The following is an 18,110-nucleotide window of genomic DNA, read 5'->3' as shown; positions in this document are numbered from 1 at the left end:
TGGTGCGTTACGACGGATTGTTAGCTTCAAGTTAAAGCGGAAATTTTGGCCGTCTAACGCACCCTACATTATCTGAATGTTGTTAAATTTTCTCTTGACAAAAGCCTCTTGACATGATATTATATCCATAATGGAAAAGCCGTGCGCCTACGAACCCTCTTTTCCTAAGCATTTAAACTCTAACTCCTCTTAATTCTGCTTGTCGGAGTTGCGACAACATAGTTTTATAGTTCTCCATAATTGTTTGGGTATGGGGATGATTTTCCCCTAATACTTGGGTAGCAATCTTAATCGCTTCCCGATAGAGAGGTTCCGCTTCTTTGTACCTGCCTTGGGAATCGTACAATGCTGCTAAATTGTTGAGAGATTGTGCCACAAGGGGATGATTGTCTCCTAAGAGTCGTTTATGCAAATCTAAAGCTTCTAGATAGAGAGGTTCTGCTTCTGTGTACCTGCCTTGGGAATAGTACAATCCTGCTAAATTGTTGAGGGAAGTTGCCACAGAGGGATGATTGTCTCCTAATAGTCGTTTATCCAAATCTAAAGCTTCTAGATAGAGAGGTTCTGCTTCTGTGTACCTGCCTTGGGATTTGTACAATGATGCTAAATTGTTGAGGGAATTTGCCACAGAGGGATGATTGTCTCCTAAGAGTCGTTTTCTCAAATCTAATGCTTCTAGATAGAGAGGTTCCGCTTCTGTGTACCTGCCTTGAGAATAGTACAATAGTGCTAAATTGTTGAGGGAAGTTGCCACAGAGGGATGATTGTCTCCTAAGAGTCGTTTTTTCAAATCTAATGCTTCTAGATAGAGAGGTTCCGCTTCTGTGTACCTGCCTTGGGATTGGTACAAGAGTGCTAAATTGTTGAGGGAAAGTGCCACATGGGGATGATTTTCTCCTAAGCGAGTTCGAGTTGCGGTTAAACAATCTTGATAGTAAGGTTCAGCAATAGCATACAATCCTTGTCCTTCATAATACCAAGCTAAACCCGTATAAGACCAAAATAAATCCTCATCAGCGATATATTCTGGATATTCCCTGACAGCTTGTTCAATATGGGGAATTAGGGGAGTCAGATTTTGAATAATATCTAGACTAGGAGTTTGGGGTACTGTTCTCGATGTATCTGTCATCACCGTACAATAACGACTTTTTGCGGTATTGGCTATCTCGGAACCTTCTAATTTTTCCCGTAGATAAAGACGGATGAGGGGATGCAGTTGATACCATTCATTGCCTAAAGATTTCAGCAAATTAAGCTTAACCAAGCTATCGGTTAACCATTTTTCTATCTCGTCTTTAGCTTCATCAGAAAATAAACTGATGATTAAGTGCTTGGGAAAAGGTGCCGAAGCAAATAAACTGAGATAAAGAGCTAATTTTTGTTCTTCTTTTTCTAACAGTTGCCAACTGCGATCCAGAATTGTTTTAATACTGCGGACTTCCTCCTTATCAGAGTTGAGATATTTTAAGCCTTTTTTGGAGAATTTTTCCTTGATATTTGCTAAAGTTTCAGTGGTTTCTTGTCTCAGAAAACTGCCTAGTAATTGTAATCCTAGAGGCAAATATCCTAAACACTGACAAAGTTGCTTGGCTGCCTCTAACTCCGCGGTTAGACGTTCTTTTCCTAAGTAGGTTTGCAGTAAATCTAAAGCTTGCGCTGCTGTGAGAACATCTAAGTTTATCGTTGATAGCGATACCCCTAAGTAACTAAAGCGAGTGGTAATTAAAACCCGAAAACGAGATTCTTTTCCCGGTGGTAGATAAGATTTAATTTGGTCGTAGTCACGCACATCATCAAAAATAATTAAAGCATTTCCCTCGGGCCAATTTTGCCAACAGTAAAGCACTCGTTCACTTAGGGTTCCCTGATTGGGGATGTTTAAACCCAGGTATTCTCTGGCAAAAAATAAAATAGCCAAACCGGGGTCACTGTTAAGGACATTTATCCAACAAATACCCGCAGGATAATCCCCTTTATGTTGCCAAGCATACTGTAAAGCTAATTCAGTTTTTCCCGAACCTCCCATCCCACTTAAAACCACTGGGGAAGATTGCTGAAAAGCTTGATGAATCCGGGATAATTCCTGTTCTCTACCAACAAAGTTAACTGCTGTTCCTGGTAAATTATAGGGATCACGAACGGTATTTTTATCGGTAAATAGCTGATTATAGTTGGTAGCTTTGGTTGAATTTTCTGTTAAAGATAACCGTAGGAAAAACCAAGAATTTAAATCTGGCATATACCGAATAACTTTGTTAGTAAAATCATGATTCATCCACCAAATTTGTCGGAGATTAAAGCGAGCTAAATTTTCTCGATTGAAATTAATTAATTGCAAGGCATCTACTAGGGAAGCATCAGAAAAAGCGGTTTCAAAACCAGTAATTGATACTACTCCCGACTCCAATTCTGCCAATTGTGTTAACAAGAAGTTCAAGACAAAAGAGGGTTTTTCCCATATTGGTAAGACAATTTTATGAAAAATAATGCCTTGTTCTTGCAGTTTATTCTCTAATTCTCTAACTACTTGCTGACGGGAAAACTCATCATAAAATTCCACCCTAGCTAAACCTCTAGATGGTCTTCGTCCCCACAATAGCAAACGAGCTGCTGTATGGGAAATAGTACCCGGTTCTAACTCCGATTGATTAGTTTGATTAACTTGATGTACCACCGGGGACACCTCCATCGGGAGCAGTAGGAATATGACCTTGAGCATTTAAAATATCAACCACAAGGGGATGCACCATAAAGCATCTTTCCCCGTCTCCATCTACTTCTTGAATCGCACGATCATTTAATAAAGCGTATAATATCTCATTGGGAATTTGTGCTTCTGGATTAGCATCATAAATTCGTTTTAACAATGCTACCTTATCCCCATAACTAACATGATCGGTATCATAAGGATTTTGGCCTAAACGTCTTTCATATTCTGTTCTTAAACTGCGAATTGCCCTGCTAATATGACTAGACATGATCAGATTTTGTTGATTGAGAATTGCCTCATCAGAAGCTTCTCTAACTAAATAAAATAAATCTCTGATATTGCCACCAGAGGCAATAATAACCCGCTCTATTTGTCCATCTTCAAATAAATTAGATTTAACTCTTGCTTCTAAAACTTTTCTCACTGCTTCCCGTCCTTTTTGGTTAGGAGTATGATCTTTTTGGCAAAAAACTGGAGTATCGGGAATTAGGAGATTATGGCCAAAAGTGAGGTTAATCCCGGGAGATGAATTATATAATCCAATCGGAATATTAAAAATAATGTGAATGTCTAAATCTTTGAAAATGTTAGAATAGTTTAAAAATAAATCCCTGACCGCTTCTTGTGAAACACCAGCTTTATCGAAGTCCTCTCCAATAATTAACCAGCTTCTCTGCATAGTTTCCTGTAAGTTCTGATCACATTCTTTCAGGAGTTGATTAGCAATATTAATTAAATCTCTGGAACGGGAAAGACGGTATTCAACAACTTTTTTCTCTCGCGAGTAAGCAAACCGGAATTCTCCCTTGAGAGAGGCAAAAAGTCCGAGAATTTTATTCCAGAGAGAATCTTCTTTTACTCCCGCTCCTGCTTCCGTTTTGATTTGACTTTCTCTGGTTTCCTTGCGGGTAAATTCTTCAGAACTAAACCAATCCCAAAGCTTTTGTAAATTTTTACTACTAGGCTGCCGAGAAATTTTAGCGGTTTTCTCAACAATTTCTACCACCATAAAGAGAAACACATCAAGGGGACTGAAATTAATCGCATCGAGTTCACTTAAAACACTAAATCGCAGGGGTTCAAAATGCTGTTTAATCTCAGGATCATTAATTAAACGAGTTAATTCTGTCGATTTGCCTACCCCCGTGTGTCCCATTAAACAGGCTTTGTAATATTGTTGCGTATCTATGACCCGTTTTAACCCTAATTTTAGACGTTCAATTTTATCTTCCCCTCTCACTTTATTCATTTCTTCTCGATAAAAAGCATCTATTTCCTTCTGAGTTAATAGGGGTTCAGGAGATATAGTTAAATAGATTTCATCAAGAGTAGTCGCAGGTTCAAAGCGAGTCAGAGAGGGGTGTTGCATAGAGACAGGAAAAATCATTCTCTGGAGATACTTTTTATTATATAGCATCGCCAAACTAAAAGCGATCGCTGCTGCCGCAAACCCCTAGACAAATGATGGAACAGTTGTTCAACCATTAAGATTTGGTGATAATTCCGGGTAAGTGTGATCTAAAGTACAGCTTTTTTGGGAAATTTTCTCCATCGGTGCTGCCTTGGGTCGCCAATATGATAGAATGCCAGTAAATTGATACAAAACTTTACTTCAAGGTGAATCTATGCCGTTTACGATCGAATCAGCGCGGAGCATTTTCCCCAACACGCTATCAGCGGATGTGGTTCCTGCCACGATTGCGCGTTTCAATCAGCTGAATACCGAAGATCAACTAGCCTTGATTTGGTTTGCCTACCTAGAAATGGGCAAAACCATCACCGTTGCCGCCCCCGGCGCTGCTAGTATGGTATTTGCCGAAAAAACCATGAATGAAATTCGGCAGATGTCACCCTTGCAACAGTCGCAGGTGATGTGCGACTTAGCCAACCATGCTGATACCCCGATTTGTCGTACCTACGGCACTTGGTCTGCTAATATCAAACTGGGATTCTGGTATCAATTAGGACAATGGATGGAAGATGGCAGTGTTGCCCCAATTCCCAAGGGTTATGAACTATCTGCTAATGCCAGCGCCGTTTTAGACGGGATTAAAAAATTAGAGTCGGGACAACAAATCACCGTTCTGCGGAATTGTGTGGTGGATATGGGCTACGATCCCAAGAAACTGGGCGATTATAACCGTATTTCCGAACCCGTGGTTCCTCCCCAAAATATTGCCGAACGGACCAAAGTTAGCATTGAAGGCGTTACCAATGCCACCGTCCTCAACTATATGGACAACCTCAACGCTAACGACTTTGATGTATTAATTGAATTATTCACCCCTGACGGTGCTCTGCAACCACCTTTCCAACGTCCCGTCGTCGGTAAAGAGGCAGTATATCGCTTTTTCCGGGAAGAATGCCAAAATTTGAAATTAATCCCCGAACGCGGTGTGGTGGAACCCGCCGATGACGGTTTTACTCAGATTAAAGTGACGGGAAAAGTACAAACTCCTTGGTTTGGTGCAGGTGTGGGTATGAATATGGCATGGCGCTTCCTCCTAACTCCTGATAATAAAATTTTCTTCGTAGCGATCGATTTATTAGCTTCTCCGAAAGAATTATTAAACTTTGCCCGTGGCTAAATAGCTACTGAGAGAAATCATTAAAAATTCTGATGAAATTTATTAGAGTTCCTTGTCAAGTGAACTCTTTTTTTTATACAATTAAAAGGCTGACTTAAAAAAATTGGTAAATACACTGGTTTCTTCTCCGATCTAGGTAAAAATAACTAAATAATTATTCTTACAGATGTCGGCGAAAAGAGTCGAGGTAGTTCAAAAATCCAAAATTATCATCCCTAAAACTAAAATCATGCCTATGAGTGAAATAATTTGGTCAGATACCGAACAAGAAATTGCTCAAACTGCTTTCCAAAAAGCCTATCAGCGAGAAACTAGCACTTTAATAGAACATATTAAAGAACAGTCTGGTCAGATCACGGTTTTAGATGATATATGGCAAATGCACGATTATCTAAGCGCCCGACGACATCAGATTGATGGTAAATATGACTATCGCTATACTTCCCTAATTTTTGTCTTTGCTCAACTATTAAAGGAAGGATGGTTGAAGCTAGAGGATCTCAACGGTTTGGGAAAAGATAAACTAGCGAAAATCGCTGCTCTCTCGCGAATGTAAATTAATGATTAGCATTAAGCTATCAGCTTTCTGCCCCTTGTTGGGTGACTAAAAAATTCATCTCTAGATAATCCACACCGTCTTAAGTTTTTCCTAAGCGGCAACCAATTCCGCTAGAATGAGTCAATCATCCCGATCGCTTTTCGCTTGTTTTGCACCTTTGGTTTATGTTCAAAAATCTTTTACTTCCCCTAGGAATATCTATCTTTCTCGGTGTTTGTCAGTCTTTGTCAGCCGCCGAATCAGCTATCATCAAATACTACATCTTCCAAGGGTCCGTATCGGTATCAGAATTAAAGCAATTGAGCGAAACAGGCGAATTAGCCCCCGCTTTAGCGTCACAATTAAAGATGGCTAACCAAAAACCCGAAGAATTCCGCAAAATCCTTAATCGTCGGGTAGCGGTGGATGCCATCTTTCTTTCCAAATTTCTTAATAGTTTTTTTGGCGAAAGTTTGCTAGATTATGCGACTGAAATTGTCCATACACCCAATCGGACTGCTAGTCGGCAAGCTTTACGCGGTGCCTTAGTCACTTCTGCACTTAATGATAATGAGATTCAAATTATCGAAGTCCTCGCTAATTATCCCACCAGCGAGGTTCATGTGGATGGCAATCGTCTGCTAGATTTAATCAACCAAATTGAGTCAGTATTGAAAAAAATGCCCCGTTTACCTTTCTGATATTTAATAGATAAGTAGGTAGGTGTTAAAAATTGTCCGATACCCCCCTTAATAAGGGGGGTAGGGGGGATCAAACCCAAAATCTATCTTCAATTTAATTATAATCAGTTACTTATATTGGATATTCAGATGCGTTAGCCCAGCGTAACCCATTCTCTGATCAGGTTTTCATGAATTGGGCTGTAAATTGAATAGATTAGGATAATCTAGTAATAATAATGACTACTTCTTTGTCTGAAAGGAAAACAGTTAGCGCCAAACCTTTTTTAAAGTGGGCGGGAGGCAAAACTCAACTGGTTCCTAATATTCTATCTTTGATTAATTCCCAGATTTCTCAGGATTGTCAGTTTAACTACATTGAACCTTTTGTCGGAGGTGGTGCGGTTTTATTCTCAGTCTTAAATAATTTTTCTAATGTCCAAAAAGTTATTATAAATGACATCAATCCTGATTTAATCATGGCTTATAATGTCATTAAAAATAATGTCAAAGAATTAATAGTCAAGCTTAAACAAATCCAGCAGGATTTTTATGAACTTCAAAATCTAGAGGAACAACAAAAGTTTTTTTTAGATAAAAGAATAGAATTTAATTCTCGCAGCTGCGATGACTGTCTAGAAAAAACCGTTTTGTTATTATTTCTCAATAGAACTTGTTTTAATGGACTTTATAGAGTCAATAGCAAAGGACTTTTTAATGTCCCTTTTGGAAAATATGTCAAACCGTTGATCTGCAATGAAGAAAACCTATTAGCTGTCAATCATCATTTACAGAAAGTGACGATCCTACAAGGAGATTTTGTCCAAACTCTAAATTATGCCAATAACAAGACTTTATTTTATTTTGATCCTCCCTATAAACCGATTAAAAAAACATCAGCTTTTACCTCTTATACTAAAGAAGATTTTAACGATGAGGAGCAAATAAGATTAAAACAATTTATCGATCGAGTGGATCAGGCCGGTTATAAATTTATCTTAAGTAATTCCGACCTTAAAAACTTTGACTCTGACAATCATTTTTTTGATGATTTATATAAAAATTATAATATTCAAAGGGTAAAAGCCCGACGAAATATTAATTCCCAGGGCAATAATAGGGGAGAAATCTGGGAATTACTGATCAATAATTAGGGTTTGCGGCAAAAAGTTTTTCGGTGGGGGCAGGCTTCGGCCGTGAGCTCAGCCGAACGGGTGTGGGGTGTGGGATTTTGTCGATTTTTAGATGGCCAATTACCTAATTTTCAGGGAAAAAGTGCCTAAATTTCCCCCAATCCCTTTACTATTGCCTCTTGTCTCGTCTCAACAAGCAATTTATACTAAATCCGTTGAGTAACGCACAGAAAACGGGTTTCTCCGAGAAACCCGTTTTCTACTCATATAATTCTCTCAATCCCTTTATAGTACATATATAGTACATTTACCCAAAAAAATCGAACAAGGGTAAAAAGGGAAAAAAGAGGAAAAGGGTTACAGAGTCCTCCCGAATACGCAGACTACCCGAAAACCGTTATAGTAGTTGCGGATGTCGCGGCGGTAGTAGTAGATGCGGAAAGCGGAACGGCAGACGTAAGGATAGTTGAGCCAAGAACCGCCCCGCACTACTTTGGTAGTAGATTTGTTCTTGCTAATCCAAGCACTCCCATCAGTGGGTGCGCCTTCATAATTAGGGTGATAATCGTCCTCGCACCATTCCCAAACGTTTCCGTGCATATCGTACAGACCAAAGGCATTAGCTACCTTAAAATAGCCTACTGGTGTCGTCTGTTCTCGATAGATGCCTTTTTGTCCCCTTCCATAATTCCCTGGATAAACTTTTTTGTCTCTTTCCCAATCAGTTCCGCTGTAATTAGCCAAATCTGTGGTAATCGTCTCCCCAAAATGAAAAGCGGTTTTTGTCCCCGCTCTACAGGCATATTCCCATTCTGCCTCACTCGGTAGCCGATACTCCCGTTTTGTTTCCCTTGATAGTCGTTTACAGAATTCTGTTGCTTGCTCCCAGTTTACTCGTTCTACGGGTCTTGTCCATCTATCCTGCTCTTGATATGGCTTTTTGAAGTAGGAAGGCTCTAGTTCTAGATCGATGTCTATTTTAGCAGTTGCGGCGATCGCTCGCCACTGTGCTTGGGTGATGGGATAGCGTCCCATGAAAAAAGCTGAAATATTAACGGTGTGTTGAAAACTTTCTCTTTGGAAATAGTCTAGATCGTATTCTTTACAGAGTCTTTCTATTTCTTGATCTGGGGTTCCCATCTGGAAGGAACCGCTAGGGATAAGCATCATGTCGAGATTAATTTCTTCCTCTAAATTCTCGCTGTAATATTGTGCTTCTCGTTGCTGTAGTCGAGTGATTAATTTAGTCATGTTTAATGGAGTGGTTAAGTAGCTGGTTATAATTAAATTGAAGATGAATTTTGGGTTCGATCCCCCCTACCCCCCTTGATAAGGGGGGCATCGATCCCGCCTACCCCCCTTGATAAGGGGGGCATCTGAAAGTTTTTAATAGCTGCCTACTTATCAGTTTTTCTATTTGTTTTAATAAGGATTAAAAGAATTACTCTTGAGAATTTCAGAAAATCCTAAGATGATTATAATATAATCTATAAATTTTCAGCTAGGGAAGCAAGGTAAAGGCAGTGCAGTTTTGAGGACGATAGAGACTAAAATCTCGGCGATCTAGTGTCAGAATTATTGTGAGGTTTAATCGTTCCGCCATTGCCATAACCGAAGCATCTACAAAGTCCACTCTACTGTCTTGATATTCTTCCAAAATATCTCCTATTCTGGAAATATCCTCTTCTGTCAAAGCCATTAGCTCAAAGCGACTTGTTTTTAGCAATCGCAAAAACTGGATAACGGAAGATATACCAGCATTGCATCCTAAAAGATAAGCAACCTCGGCTAACACACTCTGAGGAACTATGATTTTTTGTTGCTGAAGATAGATATTTTTTACTTCCCGGTGATGGGAATCCTGAGAATCTATCAGTGCAACAATGAATCCTGTATCAGCAAGAGAATTCATTCTTTCCATGTCCATCCCGATCGAGGTTTAATGGCTGTTTCTAAAATTTCTTCCGCTCGCTCCGAAAGATTAGGAATTACACCAGAACACATTCCTATGATTGGATCATCTTCTAAATAAGTGTTTGTTGAAGCTGGAGATTCTGGTGCAGAATCTATATTTTTTGAGGTTTCTGGTAAATGACTTTCTAAACTTTCGATCAGCTTTTCTACAACGAGAAGTTTTTCAAAACTCAGCCGATCAATTTGGTTGATTAGTTTTTGCCGCAATTCGATCGATGTCATTGTCCTGTCTCCTGTTTTTTTAAGATGAGAAAAGGCAACACCCCCCCTTATCAAGGGAGGCAGGGGGATCGACACCCCCCTTATCAAAGGGGGGATTAAGGGGGGATCCCCCCTTATCAAGGAAGGCAGGGGGATCGACACCCCCCTTATCAAGGGGGGCAGGGGGGATCGAACCTAAAATCCATTTTTAATTTAATTATAACCAACTACTTAGGGCTTGCTGAATAAATATGAAATGTAGGCAAAGTAAGGGTTTTGGGGCTTTTCTCGCCAAACAGGTGCAAGATTTTGAGAGAATCGTCGTTCAAAACCTCGCGTCTTCATCGGCCCGCGTCCTGTAGGGGCGAAGCATTCGGGCAATAACCTATCGGTGAAACCGGAGATTTTCTATCCGAATGCTTCGCCCGTACTTTTTCAGCACAGAAAACGGGTTTCTCGGAGAAACCCGTTTTCTGCTCAAGCAGACACCCCCCTTATCAAGGGGAGCAGGGGGGAGAACTCAAATAACCAGATTTAGTATAACCCCTAAACTAATATACGTGTACTATAGCTTGCCCAAAAAAATTCCAGAAAAGGGAATGAGGGAAAAAAAGGGAAAAAAAGAGAAAAAGGGTTACAAAGTCCCCCCAGCACCCCACACCACCCGAAAACCGAGGCCGTCGTAGTAGGCGCGGCGGTAGTAGTCGAGGCGGAAAGCGGAACGGCAGTAATCCGGATCGATGAACCAAGAACCGCCCCGCAATGGAGAACGATTATCATTCCTATCTTTCGCACAAGCACTGCCATCCGTCGGCGCACCATCATAATTATCGTGCCAAGTATCGGCACACCATTCCCAGACATTGCCGTGCATATCGTACAACCCGAAGGCGTTAGCTGCCTGAAAATAGCCCACTGGGGTTGTTTTACGTCGATATTTTCCTTTGGGTTCATCGGCATAGGTTTCAGTAGCTCGATAGTTAGCTAAATCTGCCCTTATAGTTTCCCCAAAGTGAAAGGCAGTTGTTGTCCCCGCTCTACAGGCATATTCCCATTCTGCCTCACTCGGTAGCCGATACTCCCGTTTTGTTTCCCTTGATAGTCGTTGACAGAATTCCGTTGCTTGATACCAGTTGACTTGTTCTACGGGTAGCTCGTCCCCTTTGAAGCGAGAGGGGTTTGTCTCTAGGTCGATGTCTATTTTAGCGGTTGCGGCGATAGCTTGCCACTGAGCTTGGGTGATGGGATAACGTCCCATGTAGAAAGAGGAAACGGTTACTGGGTGTGGGGGTTTTTCTCGTCTAAATCCATCCCTACCAAATTTTTTCACCAGTCTTTCGATTTCCTCGTCTTCGGTTCCCATCATAAATGTGCCGCCGGGGATTTCCATCAATTCCAATTCGACTCCCTCGGCTAGTTTTTCGACAATGCCTTCTGCTTGCCTTTTTTCCTTTTTAATTACCCATGTTTCTCCTTCAAAAGGATTTTGATACTGACGTTCTATGGTTGCTAGGGTAAATTCAAAGGTACGGGTTTCTAGGATTTCGATGGTGGCAACGTCAAAGATAGAGGTTTTTAAGGGAGGTTGCGAGGGTTGAGGGATTGGAGGGAGATTAGAAATATTAACGGCGATTTCTTCGGCAAATTCTGCGTATTCTCCCCCCAGATTGCGTAAGACTTCGATGCTGACTTGAGCAAAGGGAAGAATTTTTTCTCTTTGTTCTGGGGGATAGGTGGGTAATAGGGTTAATAAAGCGGCAAAACTGCGGATAGGACTTTTAATTTCCCCGGCAATATATTGGGAAATAGCATCGAGTACCTTGATAGTTTGTCGCCTACCGATAGCATCATTTAAGACTTGACGTACCCCGGGTAAAAAGTCATAGACTCGATACTGTCCTTCTTCATTTTCTACAATCGGTTTTAATAAACCTCCCATATAAAATTCTGCCACATGAACGGGACGCACTTCGTTTAAAAGAGTTTTACGAATAAGATTGACCACCTGCATACTTACCGGGGCAGCTGCCATCATTTTTGCTAATTTTTTGGCTGGTTCGGAAGCGGTGGCAAAAAATCGCTCGACTATTGCCTCGGCCTTATTTTTAATGGTGTTTTTATCCTCGCTGTCTTGCTTATTTTCCTCTCTGGATATAGGGGGAATTTCGATAATTTGTTGTTTAATAAATTCTAAATCAAATAAAAAAGCGGAAATCTGAGCATTACCTGACCCAGCGACAACTTTTGCCCATTGTTTGAGGACTTCTGTTTCTAACGTGATTACGGGAATAAGAAGGGTATTTTGCCAGTTAATCGGTAGCCATTGGGGATAATTTTTTAAGATTAATTTCGGATTGGGAACACCAGCAGTTAAAGCAGTGGTAAAGAGTTTACGTCCCCGTCCTAGTTGGGTACTATTCCATAATCTTTCGGGGAAAAGTTGCAGAATAGCGGTGGGTTGTTTTTCTGACCAATCTTTTAACCAAGGATGAATTAAGGCTTTTTGCCAGAGAGGAGAAACACAATCACTTACTAACAAAACTAATCCCCGTCCCCTGGGATGAATAAGTTCTTTATGGGAGTGATAACGTTGTCCCGGTTTACCTTTTTTTCTGCGTCTGACTAACTGTAATTCTTGATTATTTGAGGTTGATAGTTGCCAAACTCTGACGGTTTTAAATGCTCCTTGATTTTCTAAGAGATTTTGTAACTCATTAACTAATTCTCGCCAAATAAAAGAGGATCTAGATTCTTCTACTACTAATTCGAGGGTCAACCAGCGTTCCGGTTGGGGTTTAGTCACGGGTAGCCAAATATCCCTTTCTGCAATAAAAGAAGCGGTTGCTTCTTCATCTAAAATCGTTTTAGTTGCTGAGGAAACTTTTCCCATGAAAGGACGCAAAACGCGACTAATAAAGAGTGCTGTCTGTAGTGCCGCAGCAGCAGGAACTTGAAAAGGAAAGTCTTGGATTGGGGTAGTTTTTTCTATTTCTTTGGGGAGAGATTCTTCGGTAATAACATCGACAATTGGCTGAGATTTTGATAGGTTATCTTCTGGAATATCTTCTAAGTTTTCCTCTATTTGATTAGAAGTTGATGAATCTATTGGCTCTGTATTTTCTGGAGTTTCTGGGGGTGATTGCAAGTCTTCAACTCCCATTTGTAGGGCCAACCAGATACTATCAGCTACATCTTCATCACTGAGTTGTAACCGTTCTAGTAGTCCTGTTTGCTCTAGATAATCTAATAGTTTTTTAATTGATGAATTGGATGGGGATTCACTCATCTTCTACCCTCCCCAAATCTTTCAAAAGTTGATTAATCAGGTCATCATCAGTTGATATAGCTCCTTTTTTGACCATAAAAATAGCATTAAGTAATTGATCCGTGGCTAGGGTTTGTGAATTGCGCTTTTGAATGAAGTTATCAATAAGTTTATCGATGTCTGGATTGTTAGTGATTGTTTCTTCTAAATGTGCCTCAATTATTTTAATTAAGTCGGGTTTTTCCGGTTCTTTCATAGTTAAACGGAGACAACGACGCAAAAAAGGTGGGGGAAAGTCTCGTTCTCCATTGCTAGTTAAAATCACAAAAGGAAAAGCCTTACAGATAACTAAACCATCTTTTATAGGTGTTTTTATATCTTTCTGGGTAACGTCGGTTGTATCGGTATAAGCAGTGCGGACTTCAACCCTTGGGACTTCTTCTTTTAGCCTAACTAATTCGGGAATTTCAAAGCGTCCTTCTTCAAATAAGGTGAGTAAATCATTGGGTAAATCGATATCACTCTTATCAATTTCATCAATTAACAGTATTCTTGGTTTTTCCGACTCTAATAGTGCGGTTCCCAAGGGTCCAAGGATAATATATTTTTCAATCTGTTTTAATTGGTCTTTTCGTTCTTCTGGGGTTAATTCTTTTTGCTCTCGTTCCAGTAATTTAACCTCCTGTAACCGACCGATCGCATCATAGTTATAAAGTCCGTCTTTTAGGGTAGTATGGGTAGTAATCGGCCAGTATAATACTTCTCCTAAGTTTAATTCCTGGGCGACTTTATAGGCAAGGGATGACTTTCCCGTTCCGGGTTTGCCAGTTACTAATAAAGGTCGCCGTAAATACAAGGCTGCATTGACCATTTTAATTTCTTCGTCGCGCACTAGAAAGGTTTCTCCCCGATGCTTACGACGACTTTCTCCCGGTTGCTTTTCTTTGCCAAAAGGTCGCCAGCTGGGGGGTTCTGGTAATGTCCAAGAGTCTGTGGGTTGTTGATTTCCTGTAAATTTTTTCCAGTCTGTCATAGTTCAATTTATGGCATCAAAAGTGGATAGTTGGGGGGAACAAGCTGGTAGTCATCCCAAAGTAATGATAAATGATTCCCAATATGATTATCTTCTAACCAAGCAGCAGAACGTTTATTTTTAATTATTTCTGGTAATTTCTCTAGTGGACATCGACAGATAGGGTCTAATCTTTCCTGACAGTTAAGTTCTGGGTTAGCATCGGGTCGTATCCACAGAGATAAAGGGATTCCAGTTTCGTATAAAATGGCTAGAATATTTTTTAACTCTAAGGAGTTTTCTTGACTGAGATTAGTTAACCTTGAACCGATAACATTGTTAAATTTATGATATTTGAGTATTTTATTCGGATGGTCATTATTTGCCAGAGTTTTTTTAAAAATAACTGTTTGCTGATTGTTTGATTCGATCAGTTTTTGTATTTCTTCTTCACACTTTAAGATTTGGGTGAGATTTTGCTGCTGTATATTCCGAAAAAGTTGGCATTTTTTCATCCATAAATAGCTTTGTTGATTGTTGATATTTTCGGCTGTTATTCGTTCTGAAAATCTCATGATTATCTCATGATCGACTCCCCAATGATGAGGATCGCAGCCTGTAGCTGTTGCCACTTCATCAATTGAAAATAAATCAATCGGTTTAATCTCTTTTTCAATAAATCTATAGGGAAGAAAAAATTGAACTTTTTCTAGGGAAGATTGACAGATATTTTCTGATTCTCGTTTAATTTTTTTTAAGTGATTAATCAATTCATTTTCTTGGAGATGATTACCCAGACTTATTCCTTCATTGGGGGTTAAAGATTGATATTCTCCACGTTTTTGAGGTTCTTTTTCTGTGGGATGATAATTGTTGATATCTTTAACAATCCAAGCTCTCAGCATTAAAGATTTGTTTTCCTCTGTAAGGGTAACAAATAAGCAGGGATTTTTGTCTGTTGATTTTTGAGCGATATTTTGTGAGCGATGATTAAGATTATTTTCTAAAGTATTGATTAAAACTTCCCATTTTGTTTGATATTTTTTTAGCCATTCTTTTAATAACTTTGCCAGAGCATCTGTTGAGGTTAACTGAATGATTAAATAGCCAATAAATATTTCTAACCAAGAAAATTTTGATTGAGAAGAATAAGTGAAATATTTTTCATCTAATTGATAGATTATTTCTATAAAATCAGACCAAGAGGAAGGAATTGCTCTAGGTAAATCAACTAAATGATCCCTCACTTCAATTTTTAAATTTTCATAAGCTGTATTAAGTTGATCTTGATAACTCTTGTTTTCAAATATACATTTAATCGAGGAGATAATCTCAGGAATTTTTCCTTCTATTTGTGCTATATCTAGCAACTTATTCCAAGCTTTTAAAAGAACATTAGTAGGAATAAAAAATGCAGATTTAGCACCCAATTTTTGGATATCAGCCATTACTGCTATCCCCACTACTCCCCCCAATTGCTCATCCCAGATAGCTGTCCCACTAAACCCAGCTTCTACAGCATATCCTGTGCTTTTAGTATCTTCTATCTGAATTTTGTTGTTAGCAATATGACCTATTATCTTACCATCAGACCAGACACCTTCGTTTCTGGAAAAACCATAAGCTTTATAATTATGATCAGATAAATCTCCTATTTTAGAGGTAATTAAAGAAACTGGTTGAGCTTGTGAAAGAACTGAATCTTTTAATTTTAAAATAGCAATATCTTGAGGATCGTTGCTTTTAAATTTAACCGGATGCCAAACTTCTACGGTTGTTTTTAAAGATGTACCCGATGCAATGATAGGAAAATCACACTCAATAATGTCAGTGGGTTTCTCAGCAGATGTTAATACTAATCCTAAAGATTCATTGACAACATGAGCGCAGGTAATCAAGTATTCTGATGATATTAGAAATCCTGCCCCAACAATTTCTATTTTATCATCTTTATTTTTTCGTTGCTTATAAATTCTGACCACAGAAGATTCTAGAGATGCAACCATTATTTTTATCTAAGTCCTTATTGAGCAGATGATTGCTTATTTTTTTCCTTGTTATCCCATTTTAGGGTAATTTCATAATTAACATCGGCGCTGCCAGATGCAATAATAGCCCCTAGTCCAACAGTCATTTTTATCCCAAACTTGACCTCTACCTGATCGGCTGGTTCATTGAAACTTTTGACCTTATTAATTATGGCATTTGCCACGGGTTTTATGCCATTTAATGCGTCTTCAAAAGACTGAGCGGCTTTAACAGCTATTTCATCTGTTCGACTAATAAGTTCATCTTCTGGTTTCGGTTTGGGTAAGGGTAACTTTTCATCCACCTCGATGTAAATAGTCCCCTCTTCTGAGGTAAATTCCACTAAACGATTCATAAAAATTCTCCTGTTTATTTTATTGCGGTTGTCTAGACTTAATCTATCACAACTCCATCTTTTTGGCCTCCTGCCTAATTCTATCTCTTTACCAAGTGTTCGGTTGAAAGTCAGCATCATTAATAATTGCTACCGTATCCCCAGATGGTTTAATCACAAATAAACCTTTTCTATAAGCATAGCGATCTACACCTTCGTTAATTTCAATTCCCGCCACTGCACCGTAAGCTCGATAGTTTTGATAATGGGGAAAAGCGATTTTAAAACGAGTCAATTTTTCAATAAATTCATCCACATCATCTTGAGATAATCTCGATTTACATTCCACCACCACGAGATCGGTATCATCCACCCCTAGTATATCAATTTCCATGGCGATACCTTGACGCTTGACTCTAGCGCGGGGATAAACTTCCTTAATATCAATGCCTTTCTCCTGAAAAAGCCGTAAAACCGCCGGTTCTACCAATTCCTCCACAAATCGACCCCAGCGAGTGGTGAGACTATCTACCGCTTTGCTGGTTCTTTCTACGGTGCGTTTCAGTTCTGCCATCGAGCGCTCGGCTTCGGCAGCCCGGCGATCGCTTTCTAATTTCGCTTCGGCAGCTTGGCGCTCAAGTTCGGCAGCCCGGCGCTCGTTTTCTAATTTCGCTTCGGCAGCTTGGCGCTCAAGTTCGGCAGCCCGGCGCTCGTTTTCTAATTTCGCTTCGGCGGCACGGCGCTCGTTTTCTAATTTCGCTTCGGCAAAGATACGTTCCATTTCCGCTCGACGAAGATCGCTTTCCCTTAAACGGCGATCAAACTCCTCGGCGGAAGCGCGGAATAGCTGGTAAATATCCTCAAGGGTAACGGGTTCACTCATGGACTGACATCGAAAATAAAACACCTGTAATTATTTTAGCGATTCGGTCGAGAAAACCGAGGAGGGAAAAAACGAGATGAATATTAAGAATTATGTAAAAAGCTTGACAAATATGTACAAATATCTTGCGAAGTTTTTGTTTTTTATAAAACTTCAAGCCCTTCTCGTCAAGGTGAAGTATAACCTAATGAGGTATTCTATGACAGCAATCCTCATTTTGAAAAAAATCAGATAAAATTCTCTTATTTATAGGGGTTTTCCCCCCTGTGTGGTACATTTAAACTTTTGCTGATTAAGCTTTTCAACATCGATAATGTACCTCTTGCGAACAGGAAATGCTATAAATAGAGAACTTGTGTCGAAGCATTATTTTTTAACAGATAATTATCATCCAACGCTGGAGATATACAGGTTTTAAGAACTCTGTTCATGAAAAGTCGATTTCAACGCATAAATCTGGATAAAAATCTAACAAAATTTTTAGTTTTTTTTTGATAAATAGCTTTATTTTTTCTTTAAGAGATGTGAAATTTTCAACTAGAATTTACTTTTTTAAATGGTATATATTCGTTGAAAATAGAGAATAAATGAGAAAAATTTCCACCAGTTCTTAAACAAAATTAAACAAAATAAATTTTAATATGGTACGAATATACTTAAAGAAAGAAGTCCGAGTTACTAATAGCTCAAGAATCGTTTGATAGGTGTGATTCACTAAATCCAAAACAGAGAGAGCCATTTGATACGACTACGTTTACCCT

General features: G+C 39.3%; 14 protein-coding genes. 4 read left to right on the top strand and 10 right to left on the bottom strand.

Annotated elements, in window-relative coordinates:
- Positions 1–172: 172 nt before the first annotated feature.
- Positions 173–2,692, bottom strand: a complete 2,520-nt coding sequence (locus IQ234_RS02885) for a tetratricopeptide repeat protein (RefSeq protein WP_193955970.1) — start codon at positions 2,690–2,692, stop codon at positions 173–175.
- Positions 2,661–4,082 (bottom strand): hypothetical protein, encoded by a 1,422-nt coding sequence (locus IQ234_RS02880; RefSeq protein ID WP_193955980.1) that lies wholly within the window; start codon positions 4,080–4,082, stop codon positions 2,661–2,663. The genes IQ234_RS02885 and IQ234_RS02880 overlap by 32 nt, the downstream gene beginning before the upstream one ends.
- A 256-nt stretch (positions 4,083–4,338) precedes the next feature.
- On the opposite strand from IQ234_RS02880, the gene IQ234_RS02875 reads away from it, so the two are divergent.
- From IQ234_RS02875 to IQ234_RS02860, 4 genes are all read left to right on the top strand, one after another.
- The gene (locus IQ234_RS02875) at positions 4,339–5,301 is read left to right on the top strand and encodes an orange carotenoid-binding protein (protein ID WP_002777584.1); all 963 of its coding nucleotides are present in this window, start codon (positions 4,339–4,341) and stop codon (positions 5,299–5,301) included.
- 166 nt (positions 5,302–5,467) lie between these two features.
- A complete protein-coding gene (locus tag IQ234_RS02870) occupies positions 5,468–5,857 on the top strand; it encodes a hypothetical protein (protein ID WP_002788672.1) in 390 nt (129 codons plus the stop codon).
- A gap of 167 nt (positions 5,858–6,024) precedes the next feature.
- On the top strand, positions 6,025–6,540 hold the full coding sequence (locus IQ234_RS02865) for an alpha/beta hydrolase (RefSeq protein ID WP_193955969.1): 516 nt from the start codon (positions 6,025–6,027) through the stop codon (positions 6,538–6,540).
- A gap of 218 nt (positions 6,541–6,758) precedes the next feature.
- On the top strand, positions 6,759–7,673 hold the full coding sequence (locus IQ234_RS02860) for a DNA adenine methylase (RefSeq protein WP_193955968.1): 915 nt from the start codon (positions 6,759–6,761) through the stop codon (positions 7,671–7,673).
- Between the two features lie 336 nt (positions 7,674–8,009).
- On the opposite strand, the gene IQ234_RS02855 is transcribed toward IQ234_RS02860, so the two are convergent.
- The 8 genes from IQ234_RS02855 to IQ234_RS02820 form a co-directional block, all read right to left on the bottom strand.
- Positions 8,010–8,903 carry a formylglycine-generating enzyme family protein gene (locus tag IQ234_RS02855; protein ID WP_193955967.1) on the bottom strand — a complete coding sequence of 298 codons (894 nt, stop codon included), beginning with the start codon at positions 8,901–8,903 and terminating at the stop codon, positions 8,010–8,012.
- 250 nt (positions 8,904–9,153) lie between these two features.
- A complete protein-coding gene (locus tag IQ234_RS02850) occupies positions 9,154–9,564 on the bottom strand; it encodes a type II toxin-antitoxin system VapC family toxin (RefSeq protein ID WP_043996266.1) in 411 nt (136 codons plus the stop codon).
- The gene (locus tag IQ234_RS02845) at positions 9,561–9,848 is read right to left on the bottom strand and encodes a hypothetical protein (RefSeq protein ID WP_193955966.1); all 288 of its coding nucleotides are present in this window, start codon (positions 9,846–9,848) and stop codon (positions 9,561–9,563) included. Before IQ234_RS02845 ends, IQ234_RS02850 begins: the two co-directional genes overlap by 4 nt.
- 613 nt (positions 9,849–10,461) lie before the next feature.
- Positions 10,462–13,113, bottom strand: a complete 2,652-nt coding sequence (locus IQ234_RS02840) for a formylglycine-generating enzyme family protein (protein WP_193955965.1) — start codon at positions 13,111–13,113, stop codon at positions 10,462–10,464.
- On the bottom strand, positions 13,106–14,125 hold the full coding sequence (locus IQ234_RS02835) for an AAA family ATPase (RefSeq protein WP_193955964.1): 1,020 nt from the start codon (positions 14,123–14,125) through the stop codon (positions 13,106–13,108). The genes IQ234_RS02840 and IQ234_RS02835 overlap by 8 nt, the downstream gene beginning before the upstream one ends.
- 8 nt (positions 14,126–14,133) lie before the next feature.
- Entirely contained in the window at positions 14,134–16,110 is a 1,977-nt protein-coding gene (locus IQ234_RS02830) for a trypsin-like peptidase domain-containing protein (RefSeq protein WP_193955963.1), read from the bottom strand.
- A 17-nt stretch (positions 16,111–16,127) separates the two neighbouring features.
- Entirely contained in the window at positions 16,128–16,487 is a 360-nt protein-coding gene (locus tag IQ234_RS02825; protein WP_193955962.1) for a CU044_2847 family protein, read from the bottom strand.
- 88 nt (positions 16,488–16,575) lie between these two features.
- The gene (locus tag IQ234_RS02820) at positions 16,576–17,349 is read right to left on the bottom strand and encodes a DUF3782 domain-containing protein (protein ID WP_193955961.1); all 774 of its coding nucleotides are present in this window, start codon (positions 17,347–17,349) and stop codon (positions 16,576–16,578) included.
- Positions 17,350–18,110 lie beyond the last annotated feature (761 nt).

It is taken from the genome of Microcystis aeruginosa LEGE 91341, assembly GCF_015206885.1.
Taxonomy (GTDB): Bacteria; Cyanobacteriota; Cyanobacteriia; order Cyanobacteriales; family Microcystaceae; genus Microcystis; species Microcystis aeruginosa_H.
This window is presented reverse-complemented; position numbering and strand designations above follow the sequence as displayed.